General features: G+C 57.9%; 18 protein-coding genes. 6 read left to right on the top strand and 12 right to left on the bottom strand.

Annotation, left to right across the window (positions count from 1 at the left end; translation table 11 throughout):
- Positions 1–149 precede the first annotated feature (149 nt).
- The gene (locus tag GYM47_RS04330; protein WP_153842217.1) at positions 150–653 is read right to left on the bottom strand and encodes a GNAT family N-acetyltransferase; all 504 of its coding nucleotides are present in this window, start codon (positions 651–653) and stop codon (positions 150–152) included.
- A gap of 109 nt (positions 654–762) precedes the next feature.
- Here GYM47_RS04330 and GYM47_RS04335 point away from each other — a divergent pair, with 109 nt between their 5' ends.
- Positions 763–1,395: a LysE family translocator gene (locus GYM47_RS04335; protein WP_153842218.1), complete on the top strand. Its 633-nt coding sequence runs from the start codon at positions 763–765 to the stop codon at positions 1,393–1,395.
- 10 nt (positions 1,396–1,405) lie between these two features.
- Here GYM47_RS04335 and GYM47_RS04340 read toward each other — a convergent pair whose 3' ends face one another.
- The 7 genes from GYM47_RS04340 to GYM47_RS04370 form a co-directional block, all read right to left on the bottom strand.
- Positions 1,406–2,398 carry an LLM class flavin-dependent oxidoreductase gene (locus GYM47_RS04340; RefSeq protein WP_153842219.1) on the bottom strand — a complete coding sequence of 331 codons (993 nt, stop codon included), beginning with the start codon at positions 2,396–2,398 and terminating at the stop codon, positions 1,406–1,408.
- A 110-nt stretch (positions 2,399–2,508) separates the two neighbouring features.
- The gene (locus GYM47_RS04345; RefSeq protein ID WP_139525250.1) at positions 2,509–3,195 is read right to left on the bottom strand and encodes an SDR family oxidoreductase; all 687 of its coding nucleotides are present in this window, start codon (positions 3,193–3,195) and stop codon (positions 2,509–2,511) included.
- Between the two features lie 76 nt (positions 3,196–3,271).
- Complete coding sequence (locus tag GYM47_RS04350) at positions 3,272–4,537, bottom strand: nitrate regulatory protein (RefSeq protein WP_153842220.1); 1,266 nt, start codon at positions 4,535–4,537, stop codon at positions 3,272–3,274.
- Positions 4,538–4,615: 78 nt separating this feature from the next.
- The gene (locus tag GYM47_RS04355) at positions 4,616–5,968 is read right to left on the bottom strand and encodes a NarK family nitrate/nitrite MFS transporter (RefSeq protein ID WP_153842221.1); all 1,353 of its coding nucleotides are present in this window, start codon (positions 5,966–5,968) and stop codon (positions 4,616–4,618) included.
- A 336-nt stretch (positions 5,969–6,304) separates the two neighbouring features.
- On the bottom strand, positions 6,305–7,324 hold the full coding sequence (locus tag GYM47_RS04360) for a patatin-like phospholipase family protein (protein WP_153842222.1): 1,020 nt from the start codon (positions 7,322–7,324) through the stop codon (positions 6,305–6,307).
- A gap of 84 nt (positions 7,325–7,408) precedes the next feature.
- Positions 7,409–8,506: a CZB domain-containing protein gene (locus GYM47_RS04365; RefSeq protein ID WP_153842223.1), complete on the bottom strand. Its 1,098-nt coding sequence runs from the start codon at positions 8,504–8,506 to the stop codon at positions 7,409–7,411.
- A 154-nt stretch (positions 8,507–8,660) separates the two neighbouring features.
- Positions 8,661–9,389, bottom strand: a complete 729-nt coding sequence (locus tag GYM47_RS04370; protein WP_153842224.1) for a murein L,D-transpeptidase catalytic domain family protein — start codon at positions 9,387–9,389, stop codon at positions 8,661–8,663.
- A 170-nt stretch (positions 9,390–9,559) separates the two neighbouring features.
- On the opposite strand from GYM47_RS04370, the gene GYM47_RS04375 reads away from it, so the two are divergent.
- Positions 9,560–11,191 carry a L,D-transpeptidase family protein gene (locus tag GYM47_RS04375; RefSeq protein WP_153842225.1) on the top strand — a complete coding sequence of 544 codons (1,632 nt, stop codon included), beginning with the start codon at positions 9,560–9,562 and terminating at the stop codon, positions 11,189–11,191.
- An 88-nt stretch (positions 11,192–11,279) separates the two neighbouring features.
- On the opposite strand, the gene GYM47_RS04380 is transcribed toward GYM47_RS04375, so the two are convergent.
- Positions 11,280–12,974 (bottom strand): peptidoglycan DD-metalloendopeptidase family protein, encoded by a 1,695-nt coding sequence (locus GYM47_RS04380; RefSeq protein ID WP_153842226.1) that lies wholly within the window; start codon positions 12,972–12,974, stop codon positions 11,280–11,282.
- 617 nt (positions 12,975–13,591) lie between these two features.
- On the opposite strand from GYM47_RS04380, the gene GYM47_RS04385 reads away from it, so the two are divergent.
- Together GYM47_RS04385 and GYM47_RS04390 are read left to right on the top strand one after the other, a co-directional pair.
- A complete protein-coding gene (locus tag GYM47_RS04385) occupies positions 13,592–14,512 on the top strand; it encodes a LysR family transcriptional regulator (RefSeq protein WP_139525664.1) in 921 nt (306 codons plus the stop codon).
- A gap of 81 nt (positions 14,513–14,593) precedes the next feature.
- The gene (locus GYM47_RS04390; protein WP_153842227.1) at positions 14,594–15,592 is read left to right on the top strand and encodes a glutathione S-transferase family protein; all 999 of its coding nucleotides are present in this window, start codon (positions 14,594–14,596) and stop codon (positions 15,590–15,592) included.
- Positions 15,593–15,670: 78 nt separating this feature from the next.
- On the opposite strand, the gene GYM47_RS04395 is transcribed toward GYM47_RS04390, so the two are convergent.
- Complete coding sequence (locus tag GYM47_RS04395; RefSeq protein ID WP_139525259.1) at positions 15,671–16,150, bottom strand: PRC-barrel domain-containing protein; 480 nt, start codon at positions 16,148–16,150, stop codon at positions 15,671–15,673.
- Between the two features lie 94 nt (positions 16,151–16,244).
- Positions 16,245–16,442: a CsbD family protein gene (locus GYM47_RS04400; RefSeq protein WP_139525260.1), complete on the bottom strand. Its 198-nt coding sequence runs from the start codon at positions 16,440–16,442 to the stop codon at positions 16,245–16,247.
- A gap of 519 nt (positions 16,443–16,961) precedes the next feature.
- Here GYM47_RS04400 and GYM47_RS04405 point away from each other — a divergent pair.
- Together GYM47_RS04405 and nfi are read left to right on the top strand one after the other, a co-directional pair.
- Positions 16,962–18,674, top strand: a complete 1,713-nt coding sequence (locus GYM47_RS04405) for a DEAD/DEAH box helicase (RefSeq protein ID WP_139525261.1) — start codon at positions 16,962–16,964, stop codon at positions 18,672–18,674.
- Positions 18,675–18,807: 133 nt separating this feature from the next.
- Positions 18,808–19,512, top strand: a complete 705-nt coding sequence (gene nfi / locus GYM47_RS04410; protein WP_139525262.1) for a deoxyribonuclease V — start codon at positions 18,808–18,810, stop codon at positions 19,510–19,512.
- Here the strand turns inward: nfi and GYM47_RS04415 are convergent.
- Positions 19,509–20,219 carry a glutamine amidotransferase gene (locus GYM47_RS04415; RefSeq protein ID WP_139525263.1) on the bottom strand — a complete coding sequence of 237 codons (711 nt, stop codon included), beginning with the start codon at positions 20,217–20,219 and terminating at the stop codon, positions 19,509–19,511. The two genes, nfi and GYM47_RS04415, sit on opposite strands and share 4 nt — an antisense overlap.
- Between the last annotated feature and the right edge of the window lies 1 nt (position 20,220).

The following is a 20,220-nucleotide window of genomic DNA, read 5'->3' on the forward strand; positions in this document are numbered from 1 at the left end:
GCTAAAAAGCTTCCCACTCAGGCGTAGCCGCCGTCCGCGAAGGGGGCGATCCTACCAGGGGAGAGACGTAAGCCGTGCTGGTTTCCTCGACGAGCGACACGTTCTCTTCCAGGCAGGCAGCTGCTTTCAGTCAGGGTAGAAGCGCTTGGTTAGTGTGGGGTTAGTGCTTTGTACATGACATGGGTATCCACATACCCTAATGAAGCGTGCTGATAGGCGTTTGGCACGGTACCGACGATCTCGAAGCCAAGGCGTTGCCATAAGCCCACGGCCACGTGATTGCTGGCGACGACGGCGTTGAACTGCATGGCTTTGAACCCCTGCGTCACGGCCTCTTGCTGTGAGTGTTCGCACATGGCGCTTGCCACCCCTTTGCCCCGCGCTTGCGGTGTGACCATATAACCACAGTTACATACATGCTGGCCGGGGCCTGCGGCGTTGGCCTTCAAGTAGTAGCTGCCCAGCAGTGTTCCCTGCTCATCTTTTACCGCCATGCTAAGATGTGGCGTTTGACACCACAGCGCAAACGCTTCCTCTTGGCTAATGTGGGGGTCTATCGCGTAGGTTTCCTGGGCGGCTACAATGGCTTGAAACGTAGGCCAGAAGAGCGCGAACTCTTTGGCGGTCATCGGCGAAAACTGAAGGCTGGACATAAGGTGTCTTCCATGGGTGTCGTCATGCGCAACGTTAGCACACTCTAATGCGTATCTGCGCGACGGGTACGTTGATAAGTGAACCACTGGACCGCAAGAGGGCAAGACCATGACCGTTGAGAGTGCTCTGACGTATTTTCTGGCGATTTTCGTTTTCGCCGTGACCCCCGGACCGGGTATTTTTGCCCTGCTGGCGAAGGGAATGGCATCGGGAGCGCGCTCGTGTATCCCGTTAGCCTTGGGAATGACGGTCAGCGATGTGATTTACCTGCTGCTGGCGTTTTACGGTTTGGCGGCGCTGGCGGAACACTGGGGAGACGCCTTTACGCTACTGCGCTACGCTGGCGCCATCTACCTGTTCTATTTGGGCTGGAAAATGTGGACCGCCGAGGTATCCCCGCAAACGCTCGACGCCCTCCCAGCCAGCCGTGGCGCTTGGCGTCGTGATGCTGCAAAGAGTTTTCTGCAAGGTTTTATGATCTCGGCCTCCAACCCGAAAGTCATTCTGTTCTATATCGCTTTCTTACCGACCTTTATCGATCTCACCGCGCTCGACCGCAGCGATATGGTGTTGGCGGTCGGGTTGACGCTGGTGGGGCTGATGATGGGATTGATGCTGGTCGCCTCATGTGCGTCTTCCGCACGCCGCTTCTTTCAGTCTGAGCGCGCACAAAAAGGCACCAACCGCACGGCCGGTTCGCTGATGTTCGCAGCAGGCGCTTTTCTGGTCGCTAAAGGTTAAGGCAGACAGTTTAACGAACTGCCTCGGCGACGATCTCATAACTCCGCAAGCGATCCGCGTGACTGTAAAAATCGCTATTGATCATCAGCTCGTTGGCCCCCGTGCGTTCTTGAAACGCGGCTAGCTGTGCTTTGATCGTTTCTGGGCCACCGATGATGGCTGCTCCCAAAAACTGCTCCACCTGGGCGCGTTCCATGGGTGACCAATCCAAGGCATCGACCGGTGGCAGCGATTGTGTCGGCTTCCCCCGGATCAGGTTCAAGAATTTTTGCTGGGCGGTGGTGGCCAAGTAGTGCGCCATCTCGTCGCTATCAGCCGCCATGACCGGCAAGCCGACCATGGCATAGGGTGACTCTAAATGCGCGGAGGGGCGGAAGTTGTCTCGATAGAGGCGGAGTGCCTCGAACAGATAACCCGGGGCGAACTGGGCGGCAAATGCGAAGGGCAGGCCCAGCTTCGCCGCAAGCTGGGCACTGTAGCCGCTAGAACCCAGTAGCCAAATGGGTACGTGTGTGCCCTGGCCGGGCACGGCTTTGACGGTTTGGCGGGGATCCTCGTCGTCTAAATAGCGGCGCAACTCTTCTAACCGCTCCGGAAAGTCGTCGACACCTGCATGGGCGTGACGGCGCATTGCTCGCATGGTCGCCCCATCCGACCCAGGGGCTCGGCCAAGGCCCAGGTCGATGCGCCCAGGATAGAGCGTCTCAAGCGTGCCAAACTGCTCAGCAATGACCAGCGGTGGATGATTGGGCAGCATGATGCCACCGCTACCCACGCGTATCGTGGACGTTTGCCCCGCCACGTGACCAATCAAGACCGAGGTGGCGGCGCTGGCGATACCGGCAATGTTGTGGTGCTCGGCTAGCCAGTAGCGCCGATAGCCCAGCGATTCTGCTTGCTGGGCCAGTGATACGCTGTCACGGAACGTTTCGCCTGCGCTTCCGCCTTGACGAATGGGCGCAAGATCCAGAACGGAGAGGGCGGTGCTCGCAAGTTGGCTCATAAATCACCTAATAAACGTGCATGGTCAGCGGGCTATTTTTGTTAGCACGCTTCATAATGCAGCGTTTATGTGGGCGGCCAAGTGCAATTACAACCGCCGTGGCGTTGGGGTCACTCTTTGGGGGGCGTCGGGCGTACCAAGATTTCATTGACATCCACGTGTGGCGGCTGAGCGAGCGCGTAGATCACCGCATTGGCAATATCGCGGTCTTGCAGCGCATACTCGGGCGGCTCGTCGAAAAACGGTGTGTCGACCATACCGGGTTCGATCAATGTGACCCGCATGCCGGAGCCGCGCAACTCTTCGCGCAGGTTGTAACCAATGCCCGTGACCGCCCATTTGGTGGCGCTGTACATAGAACCGGGGATGGTCGTGCGTCCCGCAGCCGAACCGGTCAGCAGCACGTGTCCTTGACGGCGTTTCAGCTCCGGCAGGCAGGCTTGCAAGGTTAGGCCAACGCCGTAAATGTTGGTCAGAATCATCTCCCGCCAAGCGTTATGGTCGGCGCTGCTAAAACCGCCGGGCGAGCCCCCGCGGCCCGCATTGGCGAATACCGCGTCGATACGGCCGAACGTTTCAATGGCGTGCTCCACCATGGCTTGCTGCTGGTGTAAGTCGGTGACATCGACGTCGCACGTGAGCACGTTCTCTGGGCCGAGCTCTTGGGCAAGGGAGGTCAACTTATCGGCAGAACGCGCGGCCAGCACCAGTTGATACCCTTCTCGGGCCGCTGCCCGGGCGGTGGCCGCGCCAATGCCGCTGGAAGCGCCGGTAATTAACAGTACGCGGTCTTGCATCGTTGGCTCTCCTTGCTGTCATACATGAACCTTCAGCATGGCCAAAACCGAGTGGGGTTGCAAACGAGCGCCGTCGCTAGGGTGTATCTTGCTGTCGTTGCAGCATGGCAGAGAGATCTAGGATCGAGCGTGCCATATCGGCCATGCTTCTGCTTTGATCCATCGACGTTTTGCGCAGAAAACGGTACGCCTCCTCCTCGCTCATCGACTGATGGGCCATGATGAGGCCTTTGGCTCGTTCGATCAGCTTCCGCTCCCGCAGCGCTTTGCGCGTGTTTTCCAGTTCGTCGCTGAGTCCTTGCAGACGACTCGACTGCGCATGCGTCAATTCCAGCAGCGAACGACTCAGCGGCGAATGGAGAGCAGTGGCGGTCAAATCGCCCAGCGGTTGAGAGGGGCTAAGCGCCAGCAACTGTTCGCAGGGGGCTGGAAGTGGTCTGTCGGGTGTGGCCGAGGCGTGATCCAGCGCCGCTTGTGCGTGGGCGATTTTATGGTGGCATAGGGCCATGAGCTGCGTGTTGAGCGTGTCTTCCACCGTTTTGATGGTATCGATTCGTAGGGTCGTCAGCTCATACCAGGTTTCCCCCAAGGTGTTGCCCGACGCCGTTCGATGTTCCGAGCGTTGGCAGGCGATGTCGCGTAGCTGGCTAATACCGGCCAGCGTTCGGGGCGAAAGCGACTGTTCCCAAGCGCTCAGTGCTTCTGGGGTGGCGAATTCGGCAAACGTATCGAAGCAGCGTTGCTGGGACTCGACGAGTTCGTTGAGCAGCGTGCGATGAGCGTCATCGAAATGGCCTAGGGTAAACCCAAAGGCACCGCAGGCACGCTCTTGTCCGGCAAGCTCCTTGCCTTGCATGAGGTGGAACGTGGCTACCAGAGCGCGGGTGATGTCTGGATCGACAGCCGTGTCTGCGGCCTCGAAGACGATCGCCAATAAACCGCTAATCAGGTGATTGAATGCCTGCGTGGCCGCGTCCGGTGAAATATGAAAGGTATCGATGGCTCGACGCAGGGCATCGAGCTCATCCAGCGCTAGCCAAACGCTGGCAATGCGGCGCAGCAAGCGTGCGGTGGCTTGAGGTCGAGCTTCCTGGCTGAACGTTTCTAAACGCAGGCGCATCGAGGCTTCGGCCGATTGACTATGTTGAACGTAGGTCGTTCGGCGGGTTTTGAAACGCTTACCTTGTGAGGCCAGGTAAATCGTCGAGGCGCCGCGTTCGCGCTGCAGCACATGAATGAACTGGCTGATATCGCTCACGATATCCACGGTCGTAGCGAGATGGTGAAGGTTATCGATGTCGCAGCGCAGGGCAGTAAAGAGAAGCTGTTGGGCAGAAGACATGGTGATTTCCTTGATACTCGCCGCCAAAAGTCAAATGCCCCCGCAGCGGCACACTGGCAGGGGCAATATTCACAGATATTAACGTAGTGAGAGAGCACCTGCGCCCGTATCGTCGCCGACGGCATCACGGTATGCGCTGGCCTCTTCGGCTTCGGTGGCCTCGCTAAAACGCACCACCAGTACGCAAGACGCTAGTACCAACACGGTCAGGCCCAGGTAGAAAAGACCCTGCTGGTAGCTCAAGCTTTCGTTACGAAATAGAAACGCCGCAGACACCGCGCCCACGTTGCCGCCGGCCCCTACGATACCGGCCACGGCCCCCAGGGCTTTTTTGTTGATGAAAGGCACCACGCCAAAGGTGGCGCCTTCGGCCATTTGCACGAAGAGGCTAAACACTAACATGATGCCAATGGCTAGGCTGAGCACGTGCATTTGGGAAAACGCTACCAGGGCAATGCCTTCGCACACCAGCGCTATGAAAAGCCAGCGAACGCGTCCTTTTAGCCCACCATGTTTGGCGAACAGATCGGAAAACACGCCGCCCAGTGTGCGAGCGAAGATGTTCATCAAGCCGAAGAGTCCGGCAATGAGCCCAGCGGTCGCCAGGGTCAGATCGAATTTGTCGAAGAAGTAGATGGCGGCAATGTTATTGATCGTTAGCTCGACGCCAAAGCAGAGCCCATACACGACGAACAGTGCCCATACGCGGATATCCTTCGCCGCCGCCAGGAAGCTTTGGGCGGCACCGTGCTCACCGGTAGCGGGTGGCAGCTCACCGCGTGCGCGCAGCTCGCTGAAGTTGCCATTGGGGGCGTCTTGTGTGAACAGCCAGTAGGCAATACCGGTAAAGAACAGCACCACACCAGGCACCACCATGGCGAGTCGCCAGCCGAGGGCTTCGTTCACGCCGAGCATCAGAACGCCGGCGAAAATCAGCGGCATGACGATTTGGGTGGTACCGCCGCCCAGGTTGCCCCAGCCAGCGCTGGTGGCATTGGCGGTGCCTACCACGTTGGGCGCAAACATCAAGGTGGTGTGGTATTGGGTAATGACGAACGATGCGCCGATGGCGCCAATCGCCAAGCGTGCCAGTAAGAAGGTCTCGAAACTGTCGGCAAGGCCAATTCCCATTACGGGAATGGAGCCCAGCATCAACAGGCCCGTATAGGTTTTGCGTGGGCCGATACGGTCGCAGAGTACACCGATCAGCAGCCGAACGATCACGGTGATCGCCACCGAGGCGATGATGGTATTGCCGATTTGGGTTTGCGTTAGCGCGAGATCCTCGCGCACCACGGCCATGAGTGGTGCGATACCGAACCAGCCAAAAAAGCAGATATGGAATGCAAACCAGGAGAGGTGAAAGGCCCGCATTTGCGGCGTCGAGAAATTGAGCAACCGGATACGGTTGGCTTTGTTGCGGATCTCCATGGGAGTGACCTCACAGCGTACGAACGAGTTTGTCGAGACGCAACGCGCAGGCGTTACGTGGTTACGGGAACATGCCTTCATCGTTGAAGGTCAGGTCCGACGCACTCGTACCCTGTTGGGCCTGGTCCACGCCTATCACCATGTAGAAAAAATAAGCAAATACTCCGCCATCACTCTTTTAAATCAGTGAAAACAGTTGGTTAAAGATTTTGCTTAGATAGGAGACTGCTTGGCAAGTGGCAAAGACGGGGGAGAGTAGAGCACTTAACGCTCGTTTAGCGCACTCTGCTTGGGCAGCGTGCGCTAAGTTGGGGCAGTGGCTGGGCGTGAGCGCGCTTATTCGTGTAGGTAGACCGCATCGATATCGAGTGTGGACACCCTGCCAAGGGCATCGAAATGCGTGGCGAGCCAATGCTCGGCCGCCTCTCGGCCTTGCTCGAATAGGTGACAAAGGAAGGGCCATTCGGAGTTGAGCTTACTGGAAACCGATAGGTTATCCAGGGCTTGGTCGCCGCTAATGCGGTGAAAGAGGGCCTGCTGATAGCAGTTCTCGATACCTTGCTCTTCGAGAGCGTGCTTGAGTAGTGCGATCATGCGTACCTCTTTGATCAGCGCAGCGTTGAAGGTGATCTCGTTGAGGCGGTTCATGATCGCCGAGGCGGAGGTGGGAAGCTCTTCGCGACGAATCGGATTGATTTGCACCAGCAGGATGTCCCGCGCGCTGCACTCCTCCATGAGAGGGAACAGCGCCGGATTGCCCATGTAGCCACCGTCCCAATACGCTTCGCCATCGATCTCCACCGCTTGAAACATGAACGGCAGGCAAGCGGAGGCCATGACGGCGTCGACACTCATCTCTTCGCGGCGAAAGACGCGCTGCTTGCCCGTGCGTACATTGGTAGCCGCGACGAAAAGCTTGAGCTGGTCGCACTGGCGTACGCGTTCGAAGTCGATATGAGCCGCCACGATATCCCGTAGCGGATTCAAATTGAGTGGGTTGAGTTGGTAAGGTGATACCAGGCGCGTCATCAAGTCCATGGCGATATAGCCCGGCGAGTGGTCGAGGCTCCAGTTGCCGGTCAGAATATCCATAGGGGAGCGGCGAATGGGGCTGGCCATGCCAGCGCGGCTAACGGCCTGCCAAAACTCCCGCAGTGCCTGACGCGCCGCTCGCTTTCCGCCTCGAGTCAAAGCATCAGCCATCACCACGCCGTTCATGGCGCCTGCGCTGGTGCCGCTGATGCCCTCGATCTCGATGCGATCATCTTCCAGAAGGCGGTCGATCACCCCCCAGGTATACGCGCCATGAGCACCTCCGCCCTGTAGCGCGAGGTCGAGCTTTTTTACCGGTGCCATCGTCATCCTTTCCGTCTTTGATGGAAGTGCCTTTAGCATGGCATAAAAGTCGCCGGACGGAAGAATGGGGAACTACCCCGCAGACTAGGGAGCGTCGGCCAACGGTGATGAACGGGTCTGGGGCAGCGGCTGGTCGTACACCGCATGCTCCATCAACCTGTCGAGCTGCTGGGCCAGCGTCACGCTGGCCTCTTCCATGAGCGCCAGCGAGGCCAGCTCGCCGGTCAGGTCCCCCTGTCGGGAATAGCGCAAGGCCTCTAGACCGCTCTCATGGAAACGGCGGTGAGCCACGGCCAGTGCACGGTAAGCATCGCTTTGCTGATAGCGGCGACTGTCACCTGCCAAGTACCAGCGACCCAGCGCGCAGTGGTGCTGATCCGTAAGAGGAACTTCTTGGGAAGCTGATAATAGTTGCTGGTAAAGACGACTTTTCCACACGGCATGTTCCACTTTGGCCGCGTGTAGACAGGCCGTCGTAGTGCTGTGGTGGATCACCTTGTACATATGGCGTGCTTGGTCGGTGAGCTGTTCGATCACTTGTTCGGCGTCTTGCGCGGCGCGCGCCAAAGCGTTTGCGCTTTCGCGTTGATGGCCAAGGACCCGAGCATCCTCCTTCAGCATGGTAGCCGTTTGCTCGACCCATTGATCCAACTGGTGCGCCAACTGCTGGGTGCGCTCGGCCAGGTGCTGGATGTCGCTCACCACGGCGGTGAGGCCGCTGGGCGCTTCCTGAACGTGAACCGCTTCGAGTGCCGTGCTCATCGCCAAGGCTCGGGTATGACCAGCCATACGGGCGAGTTCGACGCTCATGCCGCGCAGCTCGTGAAGGGCCGTGTCGCTGGCGAGTGGCGCCGCGTAATGCGTATCGGCCTGCTGGTGCCTTTGACACTGCTGTTGAAGATGTTGAGACGCTTTTTCTGCGTCATGTAGCCGGGTAAACAGGTCGGTGAGCGTGGCGCGTTCACTGGCAAGCTGTTCGGCGTGCCGTTCGGCGCCCTCTTCTAGGGATGTGAGCATATCCGCGCCTTTGGACTGAAGCATACTCACCGACTCCAGGGGCGTCATTAAGCTAATCGTGCGGCAGCCCCGCGTGCTCTTGGCCACGGCCAATTGAGCGTGTAGCTCGGCGACTTGCTGCTCCAGGCGGCGGATCGTTTGATAGGGGTGCATAAAGGCAAACATTGACCGGTACCTTCAGTGATGACGCAATTTGTGATGTTTTGTCACAAAGTATTGCAGAAGGTTTTTATGTTTGCCTGTGAAGCGTGGCCTTAGCTGATGAAAATCAGCCTCTTGTCATCGCAAAAAAGGAGCATCGCCATACCACTCGCCTGCGCTATTTCATCTCGGCTAGGTGCATGGGCGTCGACGACTCACAGCGTAAAAACGCTGACGTGGCTAACCACTCTTCATCCGGATAGTAGGCGAAGACGTACTGGTCCTCTTTTAGACTGTCGATTAGCGGGTAAGTGATGTCCTCACGTACCGCCGGGCAGCCATGGCTTCGCCCTAGGCGACCGGTTTGGGTGATGAAATCGTGGCTTACGTAGTCCGCGCCATGAATGACGATCGCTCGCTCGAAGGCCAGATCGTTGACGTCAGGCTCCAGGCCATCCAAGCGTAGTGAATAGCCATTGCGGCCGTAGTAACTGTTCATGGTGCGAAACAGACCGATGCTGGATTGATGGCTATCGGGAACATTGGAAAACGCGTTGGCCACGGCATCGCCAGATCCTTGTCCATGGGACACTAATTCCTCGAACAGCAGCTGATGTTGGTGAAGATCGAACACCCACATGCGCGGCTCTGTGGATGGCAGCGAGTAATCGATGACGGCCAGCCGCTCTGCGGATGGATCGGCACAGCTCAATGCCTGGGCCGCTAACCTGAGGGCAGTTGGCGTGGCATTAGGCGCTAACTGCAGTAACTGATGATGAAGGGGGGATACCCCCGCAGCTGGGGCGGCGGCCACTTGTGAGAAAAAGCCAGCGGCTTGAAGAGGATAAGAAAACAGTACGATGGATAAAGAAAACAGTACATTCATCATGCGTGATCGAAAAAGCATGGGGCGTTATCCTGCTGAAGGAGTCAAAAGCGTAACGAGGTCGATACATCAAGAGTCAGCGTAAGCGGCTATGATAAAAAACGTGTATCAGAACGGGAACTACTGATACGACGGTAAGCAAAAAGAGTGAAGCCACATTACAACGCAGCATAGTAACGCAAGGAGAGGCGATGAACGACCACCAGCCACTAAGACGATGGGCGATAGGAGCGGCGCTCTGTCTGGCGCTGAGCGGCCCGATAATGGCCGATGCCAATGAGCCAGCCAGCGCCGCGTTGCAGCAAGCCCTCGCGCAGCATCTTCAACACCATGAAGGGTCGCTGCCCATCGCGTCGTTCTATGAACTGCGCGGTGGGCAGCCGGCGTGGCAAGAGCTTCAACGCGTTCAGTCGCTGGTCAGCGCGTTGAACACGTTGCCCGATGACGGGTTGACGCCCGACGACTATCAAGCCTCGTCGTTGCTGAGTGACTTCCAGCAAAGCCAGCAATTGGACGATCGTGCGAAGGCCAATTTCGACGTGCGAGCCACTCGGGCCCTGCTCTTGGCGTTGGATCATCTATCGATCGGTAAAGTGGATCCTAAACGCGTCGAGCCGAATTGGGATCTGCAGCGACCTGAGCGGCGTTATGCGCTGCCACGTGTAGTGCAAGCCGTCGAGGAGGGGAGGGTCGAGCAAGCGCTGTCACTGGCGAGGCCGAATATGGCGGCCTATGCCCAGCTTCGTGAAGCGTTGGTGCACTATCGTCGGCTGGCCGATCAGATGAGCGTGCCCTATTTACCAAGACGCGATGAGTCGCTGCGCCCCGGCGATATCGACGATGACGTGCAAACGCTTCGCCAGCGCTTGACGCTATGGGGCGAGCCCCACCTGCTGGCAGCAGATAGTAGCGCTTACCCCATGGTCGACGTGCAGGCGTCAGGAGCTGACCCTCGCAGCTTCGACCGAGAGTTAGCGCAAGCGGTCATGCGTTTTCAGCGACGCCACCAGTTGCAAGAAGATGGCGTAGTGGGAGAGCGCACACGGCTGGCACTGAACATGCCCGTCTCCGCACGAGTGAACCAACTGCGCATCAACCTGGAGCGAGCCCGCTGGATTCGCCCTTCGCTGGAGCGCACGCCCAACGTGTGGGTCGATATTGCAGGCTATCGCTTGCATTATACGCGCCCCAATGGCCAGCATTGGGATACCCGAGTGGTGGTGGGCTCGCCCAGTCGTGAAACGCCGATCATCCACTCCTCGATCAGCCACTTGACCGTCAACCCAAGCTGGACGATCCCCCCGACCATCATGCGGGAAGATGTGCTACCACGGATCCGCCAGGACGAGCAGTATCTGGCGCGGCAGAACATTCAGGTAGTGAGCCTATCCGGAGAAACGCTGGATGCGAGCACGATCGATTGGCAGCGTCCGGGAGGCGTGATGCTTCGCCAAGTGGCAGGGAGCAGCAATCCTCTGGGACGTGTCGTGGTGCGTTTTCCCAATAACGACATGATTTACTTGCACGATACCCCGGCAAGAGGGCTCTTTCAGCGTGAGCACAGGGCACTGAGCTCTGGCTGTGTGAGGGTTGAGGGGGTAACGGAATTTGCCCAGCTCCTACTGCAAGACAGCGGCAGCCGTTATCAGCTCGATACGCTGATCGCGAATGGCCGCAGCGATCAAAACGTGAACTTGCCTAACCGTATTCCGGTAGCGCTGCACTACCTGACTGCTTGGCCCAACGGGCAAGGAGACGTAGTGTTCAGAGAGGATATCTATCACCGCGATGCGGCGCTGCTCGCAGCGCTCGAAGCAGTGTAAGTCGCTCGTCATTCATCAGGACTGGTAGTGTCAAAAAAGCCGCCCCACGTCGTGTGGAGCGGCTCTTTTGTATCGCCGTGGAGAGTGCTTATTGGAGGCTTTCGTCGCTGTCGTTATTGCGCTCATAGTTAGCCACGCTGATGGTGCCGGTTTCGCCACTCTCCAGCGCGGCCAACATTGGCTCGGCTTGGCGTTGGAACGCGATAAGCGTATCGCCGCTTAGGCTAGTGTTCTCGGGCAGTTCGACCGTCATCGCGTTCACCGGCGTGTTATTGACGATGACTTCATAATGCAGGTGGGGGCCTGTGCTGCGGCCGGTATTACCGGACAACGCAATACGCTCGCCCATCGTGACGCGCTCGCCCTGGCTGACCAATGGTTGCGACAAGTGCAAATAGCGGGTGCGGTAGCCATTGTCATGGCGCACGACAATGTAACGACCGGCAGCGTGGTGGTTGCCGACACGCTCGACACGACCATTCGCAGGCGCGGTAATGGGGGTACCAATGGGCATCGCAAAGTCGGTGCCGTTGTGCGGGCTCACTCGACCGGTGACCGGGTGTAGGCGGCGTGGGTTGAAGTTGGAGCTAAGACGATAATTACCTTCGAAAGGACGACGCGCAAAGGCCGGATCGAGGCTGCTGCCTTCGGGCGTGTAAAAATTATCGTCGGTGGTATTGCGCACGACGGTCAGGTCCATACGCTCGCCGTCATACTTAACGGCCAGTACACGCGAATCAAGTGTCTCGCCATCGATCATGTCAGATTCGACCAAGACCTGAAACTGATCCCCCCGGCGGCTGTCACGACGGAAGTCCAGCTTTTTTTGCAAGATGCGCGTAAGCTCCGTGACGGAGCTGCTGCTCAAGCCGGTGGCTTGGGCTGAGCGAGCAAAGCTGCCCGTTACGCTACCGGCATAAAGGCGCTGTACGGGCTCACCCTGACGTTCGATAGCCGTAATGGCGTATTGGTCACTATCCCGCTCTAGTAGAACGCCTTCGCGCGTGTTCTTCATCATGCGCAGTGCCAACAACCGGCCCGTTTCGTCCAACTGGTAGTCGAAGCTGTGACCTGCACGCCAATGCGTCAACATACGAGGATCGGGTAGGTCGTCCAGCAGGGCGAGCACTTCGCTGTACCCCAAGCCCAGCTCGTTTTGCGCTAACACGGCAAACGTCTCGCCAGGCTCGACGATATGTGTTTCCCACTCAGGAACGAACGGCTCTTCGGCTGCCAGCTCCAGTTCCAGGAACGACACATCGTCCTCGTAGAGTTCGACCCCATAATCCTCGTAAGAAGTGGCATCAGCGATTTCGACGGAGTCGTCGACATTGAGCATGCCGCTTGTAATCGTGCCTAACACGATCGCCATATGCAGCGCGCCATCATCCAACGGGCTGTCGCTCAGCGCGACCCGAGGATGCGCAGCGTGTGGGGCTGCATCACTTGCCATGGACGCTTCGGCACTGGGAATCACATCGAGATCGACGATCTCGGTGGCGGTGAGTTCACTCAAAGGGATGTGTTCGCGGGTCGCGTCGAGGGCGCGAGAAGCACGGTCGATCGCTTCTGCCACTGGCGTTCGCTCTTGACGAAGCGACGGGACGCCGGGGGCTGAGTCGCTAGGTAGCGGAACGAGCACGCTCTCCAGCGGTGTTTGAGGTTGATTCAGGTCATGATAGGTGGTGATGAGTTTTTGTGCGCCCAGCACGGTGACCATGGTGGCCACGGGTAACAGTAATAATTTGTGCGTGCGAGGCAGCGAATGGAGGATTCGCAACATGAGTAAATAGGCCGCCGAGTTCGTGAAATAAAAGTAACATGAAAGTAAGCAAACTCGGGAACCATACCCCAAGGGAAAGGGGGTGAATAGACTGTACATTCATACACAAAATATACTTCCGCTGAATAGCGCAAATATGAAGGGTTCTTATTCAGCCATGAACACCGTTTGCTAACAAAAGTAACCAAAAGGCCGCAGCTTTCTAAAGCCAACAAAACGGTGTATTCACCTTCACCATAGACGCAAATGAAGTCTTGTGACAGGGAAATATAACGTGCGTCTAAATAAACGAGCGTTTTGTGCCCATATCAGCATGTAAGCCCGCATTAATAACATCCATAACACCGGTTAACGATTCAAAAATGCAACGCCGCGTCAATCGTATGAGTGCAAGGCGTATCCAGCGGAGTTGCTAATAGTAATAGGGTAATTTTTTGTATTTTAATGTTTCATTGAGTTTCTTTGGGGCTTTTTGGGGACTATGACTCCGTGAGACGGAGCAGTGAGTCAACGAAATTCGCTAACAAACAAGTACTCACCCTCATTTCCTGGCATTCTAGGATTGTTTTTCGAAGATGAAGCGGATGGTTTCGCTGTATGGCGTCGAGGAAATCGAAATGTCTCGGGTAACACTAGCGCAGTGGCAAATGCTGGCCGCCGTGGTGGATCATGGCGGCTTCGCAAGGGCGGCAGAGGCGATCCATAAAAGCCCCTCTACGCTGAATCATGCGGTGCATAAATTAGAAGAACAGTTGGGTATCCAGGTGCTCGAGCCCATCGGGCGGCAGGTGCGGCTGACCGAAGCGGGTGAGTTGCTGCTTCGACGGGCCCGGCAGCTGATCGAAAGCGCGGCGTCTCTGGAAGACGTCGCCTCGCGCTTGGCGGCGGGGCTTGAAGCAGAGATCGTCGTGGCGATCGATCAGATTTTTCCTGCAGCGGCGCAAGCCAAAGCACTGGAACGCTTTTCGGAAACCTATCCTCAGGTACGCGTGCAGCTCCACGAGAGCGTGCTGAACGGGGGGACCGAGATGCTCTACGATGGCCGTGCCGACTTAGTGGTCTCCGGTATCGAGGCCCAAGGGTTTTTGGGAGAGCCGCTGGTCAATATTCGTTTCGTGGCGGTAGCGCATCCGCGTCATCCTCTGCATCAACTTGGGCGCTCGCTGGATTTGCGTGATTTAGCCCAACATCGTCAGCTCGTGGTGCGCGATTCCGCGCTGCGTCAGTCCACCAATGCGGGATGGTTGAAAGCCGAGCAGCGCTGGACCGTCGGGCATGTGGGCACCTCATTGGACATGCTGCGACGCGGACTCGGGTTCGCTTGGATTCCAGAAACTCGTATTGCCGACGAACTGGCCAGTGGAGCCCTGAAGCCGCTGCCGCTCACTGCGGGAGGCGTTCGCGAGGTCCCTGTTCAGCTTATCTTTCGTGATCGTGATCGTGCGGGTCCAGCCGCCCATGCCATGGCGGCAGCGCTGAAGCGAGCAGTGAAAGAGGTATGCGAGCAACGTTCGATTCCCTCGAATGAACAGCCGTAAAACATCCGCTTGAGCCTTATCCCGTCGGGAGTATGCTGAACGGTATACACATCGAAAAACGTTCAATGCAGGAGGCGCCCGATGGGACTGTTAGTCAACGGCGAATGGGTCGATCAGTGGTACGACACCAAAAAGCATGGCGGGGAGTTCGTTCGCGAATCCGCGCAGCTGCGCGATTGGGTGGGTAGCGACCAAGCCTCTGACGGGGATAGCTACCCGGCTCAAGCCGATCGCTACCACCTTTACGTATCGCTCGCGTGCCCCTGGGCGCACCGGGCGCTCATCATGCGTAAACTAAAAGGGCTGGAGTCGCTGATCGGCGCGTCCCACGTGAGTCCGCTGATGTTGGAAAACGGTTGGACCTATCATCAAGACGAAGGGTCGAGCGGTGATCCCATCAACCATGCTGAGTTTCACCATCAGCTCTATACCATGACCGACCCAACGTACACTGGCCGGGTCACTGTGCCGGTTTTATGGGACAAAAAGCGCGGCGCCATCGTCAATAACGAATCAGCCGATCTGTTGCGCATGTTCAACCGCGCCTTCGATGAATTGACTGGCAATGACTTGGACTTCTATCCAGACGATTTGCGCAGCGTCATCGATGACGTGAACGATGATGTGTACGACCACATCAATAATGGGGTGTACAAATCCGGTTTTGCCACGGATCAGCAGGTCTATGAGAAGCACGTGACGGCGCTGTTCGATGCGCTAGACCGCATGGAGAAGCGGCTCGGAGAGCAACGCTATCTGGCGGGTGAGTGGCTGACCGAAGCGGACATTCGTCTCTTCACTACGCTGATTCGCTTCGATGCGGTCTACTTTGGCCACTTCAAGTGCAATTTCAAACGCATTGATGACTACCCCAATCTCTCGAATTACGTACGCGAGCTTTATCAGTGGCCTGGAGTGGCCGAGACGGTCAACATGGATCACATCAAGCGTCACTACTATTATAGTCACGATACGATCAATCCTACCCGTATCGTACCTGCTGGGCCGCTATTGGACTTTACTCGTTCTCATGACCGTGAGCGTTTGCCAGGCCAGGGAATACGTCGCCACTCATCCTGACCCCGTGCTTCAAATGCAAAAAGGCCATCCGCATGGATGGCCTTTGACTTTGTCACAGCAGGACAAATTTAAAACCTATTACTCGTCGTTCACGGCTTCACGAGTCGTCTGCCAGGCGCTCTGGGCGCCTTCTTTAGTGGTTTGCCACGCATCCCGCGCATTGGCTTTGGTCTGTTCCCACCAATCACGATCATACGTTGGGAAGGATTCTACCTCTTCTGACGTGGCTTCTAGCATGATGCGGTGTTCGGTTTCACCATCGCTTTCCGTGTGCGTCTCGAGCGTGAAATTGTCCGTGTCGACGACGATTTCACGGCCACCTAAGCCCAACACCGCACCACTCTCGATGACAAGTGCAGAAATTCGCATCTCTTCATCGAACAGAATATCGTCGACTTCCCCGATTTCTTCGCCAGAACCATTGGCAAAGAAGACGTCTGCATCGAGGATGTCTTCAGCGGAATACATACCCTGAGGCTCGGTTTGGGCGTGAACACCAAACGCCATGCCGCCTAAGAGGGCCGTTGTGATGGCAGTCGTTAAAATAGATTTACGCATAGCTTCTCTCCATGTGGCTATCGGTAGGTAGCGTCATGCTACTCTTGATAAATTCGGTATTAAGACTTAGTGAAAGGGCGTCGTACGACAGAGTTTAGAGACCGTTGGCCCAATCATCCGCGCGGCGCTCAGCTTCTTCACGTTCCAAGCCGTATTTTTGCTGAAGCTTACCGACCAATTGATCCTTTTTACCGCCGATCTGATCCAGCTCGTCGTCAGTGATCTCACCCCAACTCGCGCGGGCTTTACCTTTCACTTCTGTCCATCTGCCTTCGATTTGATCCCAGTTCATGTTTATCACTCCTTGAAGTTCGTGAACGTCATCAGGCATCTCTCAGGTTAGACGACATATGCACATGTGCAAGCTCGGGTATTGATATGGGTTAAAACAAAAAGGCTGGTCAGAACCCGTGGGGGGTGTTAGGATGCGCGCTCCTCGCATGTGTTGACCCCTCCATCACGACGATAAACGTTCATCACTGACGCTGAGCAGTACGTGCCACGCCAGTCGAAACGTTTGCGGGAACATCTCACTGACTGCAGATGTTCATTGCTGTGAAGATGGCGCGCCTCCAGTATTTCACCAAACGGGTGAAATCGGCGCAGAAGGTCGCCACAGCGGTTGGCCCGCAAATGCGGTGTTGCCAGCCGAATGCTAGGTGCGACCGGCGTCTCCGACTCCACTGATGACGATATCCGCGATGCGGAGCCTTGTTCTTTTGCAGCGTACTGTTACGCGCTGCATGAAAACAGAGTCAGAGACGCTTACAATGTTTTTTGCCGGTTCTTCCGGCCTACCAAGGTGTGATTAATGACCTCGACTTCTGTCGCCTCGCCGAGCTTCGGCGATCTGGCTCTATTGCCTGCCGTTCTGTCTGCTGTTGAAGCACAGGGCTACGAAACTCCTTCACCCATCCAGGCGCAGACCATTCCTGCGTTGCTGGAAGGTCGCGATATGCTGGGCCAAGCGCAAACGGGTACCGGCAAAACCGCTGCTTTCGCATTACCGCTGCTGTCGCGTCTCGACATGCAGCGTCGCGAGCCCCAGGTGCTGGTGCTTGCGCCGACCCGCGAACTGGCTCAACAGGTCGCCGTCTCTTTTAGCCGTTATGGCCAAAACCTTCAGGGGTTGGAAGTGGCTACCCTCTGCGGTGGTCAAGAGTACCGTGAACAGCTAGGTGCGTTGAAGCGTGGCGCACAAGTGGTCGTTGGCACACCGGGCCGAGTGATCGACCACTTGGATCGCGGCAGCCTGAAATTGGACGGTCTCTCCGCACTGGTACTGGACGAAGCCGACGAAATGCTGCGCATGGGCTTTATCGACGACGTCAAACGCGTGGTTGCCGATACCCCGAAAGATGCCCAGCGTGTCTTCTTCTCGGCCACGCTGCCGACGGAAATCGAGCGCATCGTCAACCGTTATTTGGTCAACCCGGTGAAGGTGGCGATCGAGTCGCGCACGACCACAGGTGAAAACATCGAGCAGCGCCTCGTGCGTGTCGACGGTGGTGCCAAGCTGGAAGCGCTGTCGCGTATTCTCGAAGTCGAGCCGGTCGATGCCGCTATCGTCTTCGTGCGCACCCGTGCGGCCTGTACCACGCTGGTCGAGCAGTTGACCGCTCGTGGCGTCAACGCCGCTGGCCTATCGGGTGATTTGGATCAGAGCCTGCGCGAGCGCACCATTACCCGCTTGAAGCGTGGCAAGGTCGATGTGTTGATCGCGACCGATGTGGCGGCCCGTGGCCTCGACGTTCCGCGTATCACCCACGTGATCAACTACGACCTACCGCAAGATGCAGAAGCCTACACCCACCGTATCGGTCGTACCGGTCGTGCGGGCCGTAGCGGCATCGCGATTACGTTCGCGGGTTTCCGTGAAGGCCGCAAAGTGGGCTGGATGGAGCAGGCCACCGGTCAGAAAATGACCGAAATGCCGCTACCTGACGAAGCCGCTATCCGCGCTCACCGTGACGACGTATTCCATCACCGCGTGGTGGCTGCACTGACCAAAGGCGCTGAAGAGCAGCGCGCCCTGGTCGAGCGCCTGGTGGAAGAGGGGCATGACGCCGTTGAGCTGGCCTGCGCGTTTGCCGCCATGGCCCGTGCTGACGAAGCGCCGATTGGTCGTCTTCAGGCACCGCGCAAAGAGCGTGCCCCGCGCGATGGCGCACCGGGCAAGCCGGGTGGTGCCCGCCGCGAGCGCTCCAGCGCGCCCAGCGAAGGCATGACCCGCTACCGCGTCTCGGTAGGCCATAAAGACGGCGTGAAGCCGGGCCAACTGGTCGGCGCGCTGGCGAACGAAGGTGGTATCGAAGGCGCACGTATCGGCCGTATCGATATCCGTAACGCCTTCTCCGTGGTCGAGCTGCCCAGCGGGTTGCCCTCCACGATTCTGGCGAAAATGGCCCGCGCCCGTGTGGCCGGTCGCCCGCTGGAAATCAGCGAAGACCGTGCGCCGGAGCGCGCCCCGCGCCGTCGTCGTGACGATGGCGATGCCCCGGTTCGCCGTCGCGAACGCGCATAACTCATTGCTAGGCGCTGGTTAGCGCCTAACCGATGAGTCACATCCCCCTATGCCACTGGCCCCGTGCCTGCTGGCATAGGGGGATTTTTTTTGGCTACGCTAAATGTTCATTACCTGGATACAAGGAGCCTGCATGGACGCTGCGCTACACGAATGGAACCTGTCACCCAAACAGGCGATTGCCCTGCAGTCACGGCTCGCCAAGCAGTTGGAGAGCCGTGATCGCATCGATCCGGTGAGGTATATCGCGGGGGTGGATATTGGCTTCGAGGAGGAGGGCGCGGTAACGCGGGCGGCGGTGGTCGTATTGAAGTGGTCACCTGAGGCGGCTCCTCAGTTGCCCGTGGTCGAGCAGGTGGTGCATCGCGAACCTACCCGCATGCCCTATATTCCCGGCTTGCTCTCCTTTCGGGAGATTCCTGCCGCGCTAGGCGCATTTGCCAAGCTCGAAACGCGGCCACAGCTTGTTATGGTCGATGGCCAAGGCATTGCCCATCCAAGGCGACTTGGCGTAGCAGCACACTTGGGGCTGTGGCTCGATCTGCCTACCATCGGTATCGCCAAGTCACGCTTAACCGGCACGCATGGCGCGGTAGGCGACGCGCGGGGTGATTGGGTGCCGCTGATGGCGGATCAAGAGGTGATCGGTGCCGTGCTGCGCTCGCGGGAAAACGTCAAGCCGGTGTTCGTCTCGCCGGGGCATCGGCTCACGCTGGAAACGTCGCTCGAGTGGGTGTTGCGATGTCTGGGACGCACCAAGCTGCCCGAGCCGACCCGGTTGGCCGATCGGCTGGCGTCACGGAGGGACCATAAAGCGAGCCAAAGGCGGCTGCTTTAGATAAAGCCGAGAAAGCGCTGCAGCAAGCTGGTGGCGTCTGGCGTTTCACGAATGTCGTCCAGCAGTCGATCAGGATCGTCGCCCTGGTCGCGTAGGGCGGCGCGTTGACGCTCGATATAGGCACGCATCACCGGGGAAGAGAACTCCGGGTGAAATTGCACGCTCCATTGGCGTGGCCCGTAACGCAGCGCTTGGTGAGCGTCGTGACAGTTGTGGGCCAAAATCGTGGCGCCATGGGGAAGCTGCATTACCGACTGGGCATGGGTGAGGTGCGCGGGAAAGTGCTCGGGTAGCTGGCGAAAGAGTGGGTCTTGCTGGCCTGCTTGGGTCAATCGCACCGTGCGCGTGCCCGATTCTCGCCCGGCAGGGTGGTAGTCGCTGATGCCGCCAAAGGCCGCTGCCATGAGCTGATGTCCGTAACAAACGCCCAGCAGCGGCAGGTCATCGGCAAGGGCTTGCTGCAGCCACGGCTTGAGCGCCTCGCTCCAGGAGGGTTGCTCGCTTACCATGCTATGCGAACCGGTGATCACGGCGCCGACGATGTCGTCGGGTGGGGTCGACGTCAGCCGCGCATCCCATACCTCGAGCGTGACTCCCGAAGGAAGCGCCTCGTTCAATCGGCGTGTGAACAGCTGCTCGAAATCACCGTGTTGGTCGACCACTTCAGGGAAGGCATCCCCGGTTTTGATGATGACTAAAGAGGCCATG

Source organism: Vreelandella piezotolerans (assembly GCF_012427705.1).
GTDB classification, from domain to species: Bacteria; Pseudomonadota; Gammaproteobacteria; order Pseudomonadales; family Halomonadaceae; genus Vreelandella; species Vreelandella piezotolerans.

Coding starts and splice junctions, on each gene's coding strand:
- GYM47_RS04370 (WP_153842224.1), bottom strand. CDS start 9,389: ATGCTTTTTCGATCACGCATGATGAATGTACTGTTTTCTTTATCCATC.
- GYM47_RS04405 (WP_139525261.1), top strand. CDS start 16,962: ATGACCTCGACTTCTGTCGCCTCGCCGAGCTTCGGCGATCTGGCTCTA.
- GYM47_RS04355 (WP_153842221.1), bottom strand. CDS start 5,968: ATGGAGATCCGCAACAAAGCCAACCGTATCCGGTTGCTCAATTTCTCG.
- GYM47_RS04415 (WP_139525263.1), bottom strand. CDS start 20,219: ATGGCCTCTTTAGTCATCATCAAAACCGGGGATGCCTTCCCTGAAGTG.
- GYM47_RS04390 (WP_153842227.1), top strand. CDS start 14,594: ATGGGACTGTTAGTCAACGGCGAATGGGTCGATCAGTGGTACGACACC.
- GYM47_RS04385 (WP_139525664.1), top strand. CDS start 13,592: ATGTCTCGGGTAACACTAGCGCAGTGGCAAATGCTGGCCGCCGTGGTG.
- GYM47_RS04330 (WP_153842217.1), bottom strand. CDS start 653: ATGTCCAGCCTTCAGTTTTCGCCGATGACCGCCAAAGAGTTCGCGCTC.
- GYM47_RS04380 (WP_153842226.1), bottom strand. CDS start 12,974: ATGTTGCGAATCCTCCATTCGCTGCCTCGCACGCACAAATTATTACTG.
- GYM47_RS04340 (WP_153842219.1), bottom strand. CDS start 2,398: ATGAGCCAACTTGCGAGCACCGCCCTCTCCGTTCTGGATCTTGCGCCC.
- GYM47_RS04360 (WP_153842222.1), bottom strand. CDS start 7,324: ATGGCACCGGTAAAAAAGCTCGACCTCGCGCTACAGGGCGGAGGTGCT.
- GYM47_RS04375 (WP_153842225.1), top strand. CDS start 9,560: ATGAACGACCACCAGCCACTAAGACGATGGGCGATAGGAGCGGCGCTC.
- GYM47_RS04350 (WP_153842220.1), bottom strand. CDS start 4,537: ATGTCTTCTGCCCAACAGCTTCTCTTTACTGCCCTGCGCTGCGACATC.
- GYM47_RS04400 (WP_139525260.1), bottom strand. CDS start 16,442: ATGAACTGGGATCAAATCGAAGGCAGATGGACAGAAGTGAAAGGTAAA.
- GYM47_RS04345 (WP_139525250.1), bottom strand. CDS start 3,195: ATGCAAGACCGCGTACTGTTAATTACCGGCGCTTCCAGCGGCATTGGC.
- nfi (WP_139525262.1), top strand. CDS start 18,808: ATGGACGCTGCGCTACACGAATGGAACCTGTCACCCAAACAGGCGATT.
- GYM47_RS04365 (WP_153842223.1), bottom strand. CDS start 8,506: ATGTTTGCCTTTATGCACCCCTATCAAACGATCCGCCGCCTGGAGCAG.
- GYM47_RS04395 (WP_139525259.1), bottom strand. CDS start 16,150: ATGCGTAAATCTATTTTAACGACTGCCATCACAACGGCCCTCTTAGGC.
- GYM47_RS04335 (WP_153842218.1), top strand. CDS start 763: ATGACCGTTGAGAGTGCTCTGACGTATTTTCTGGCGATTTTCGTTTTC.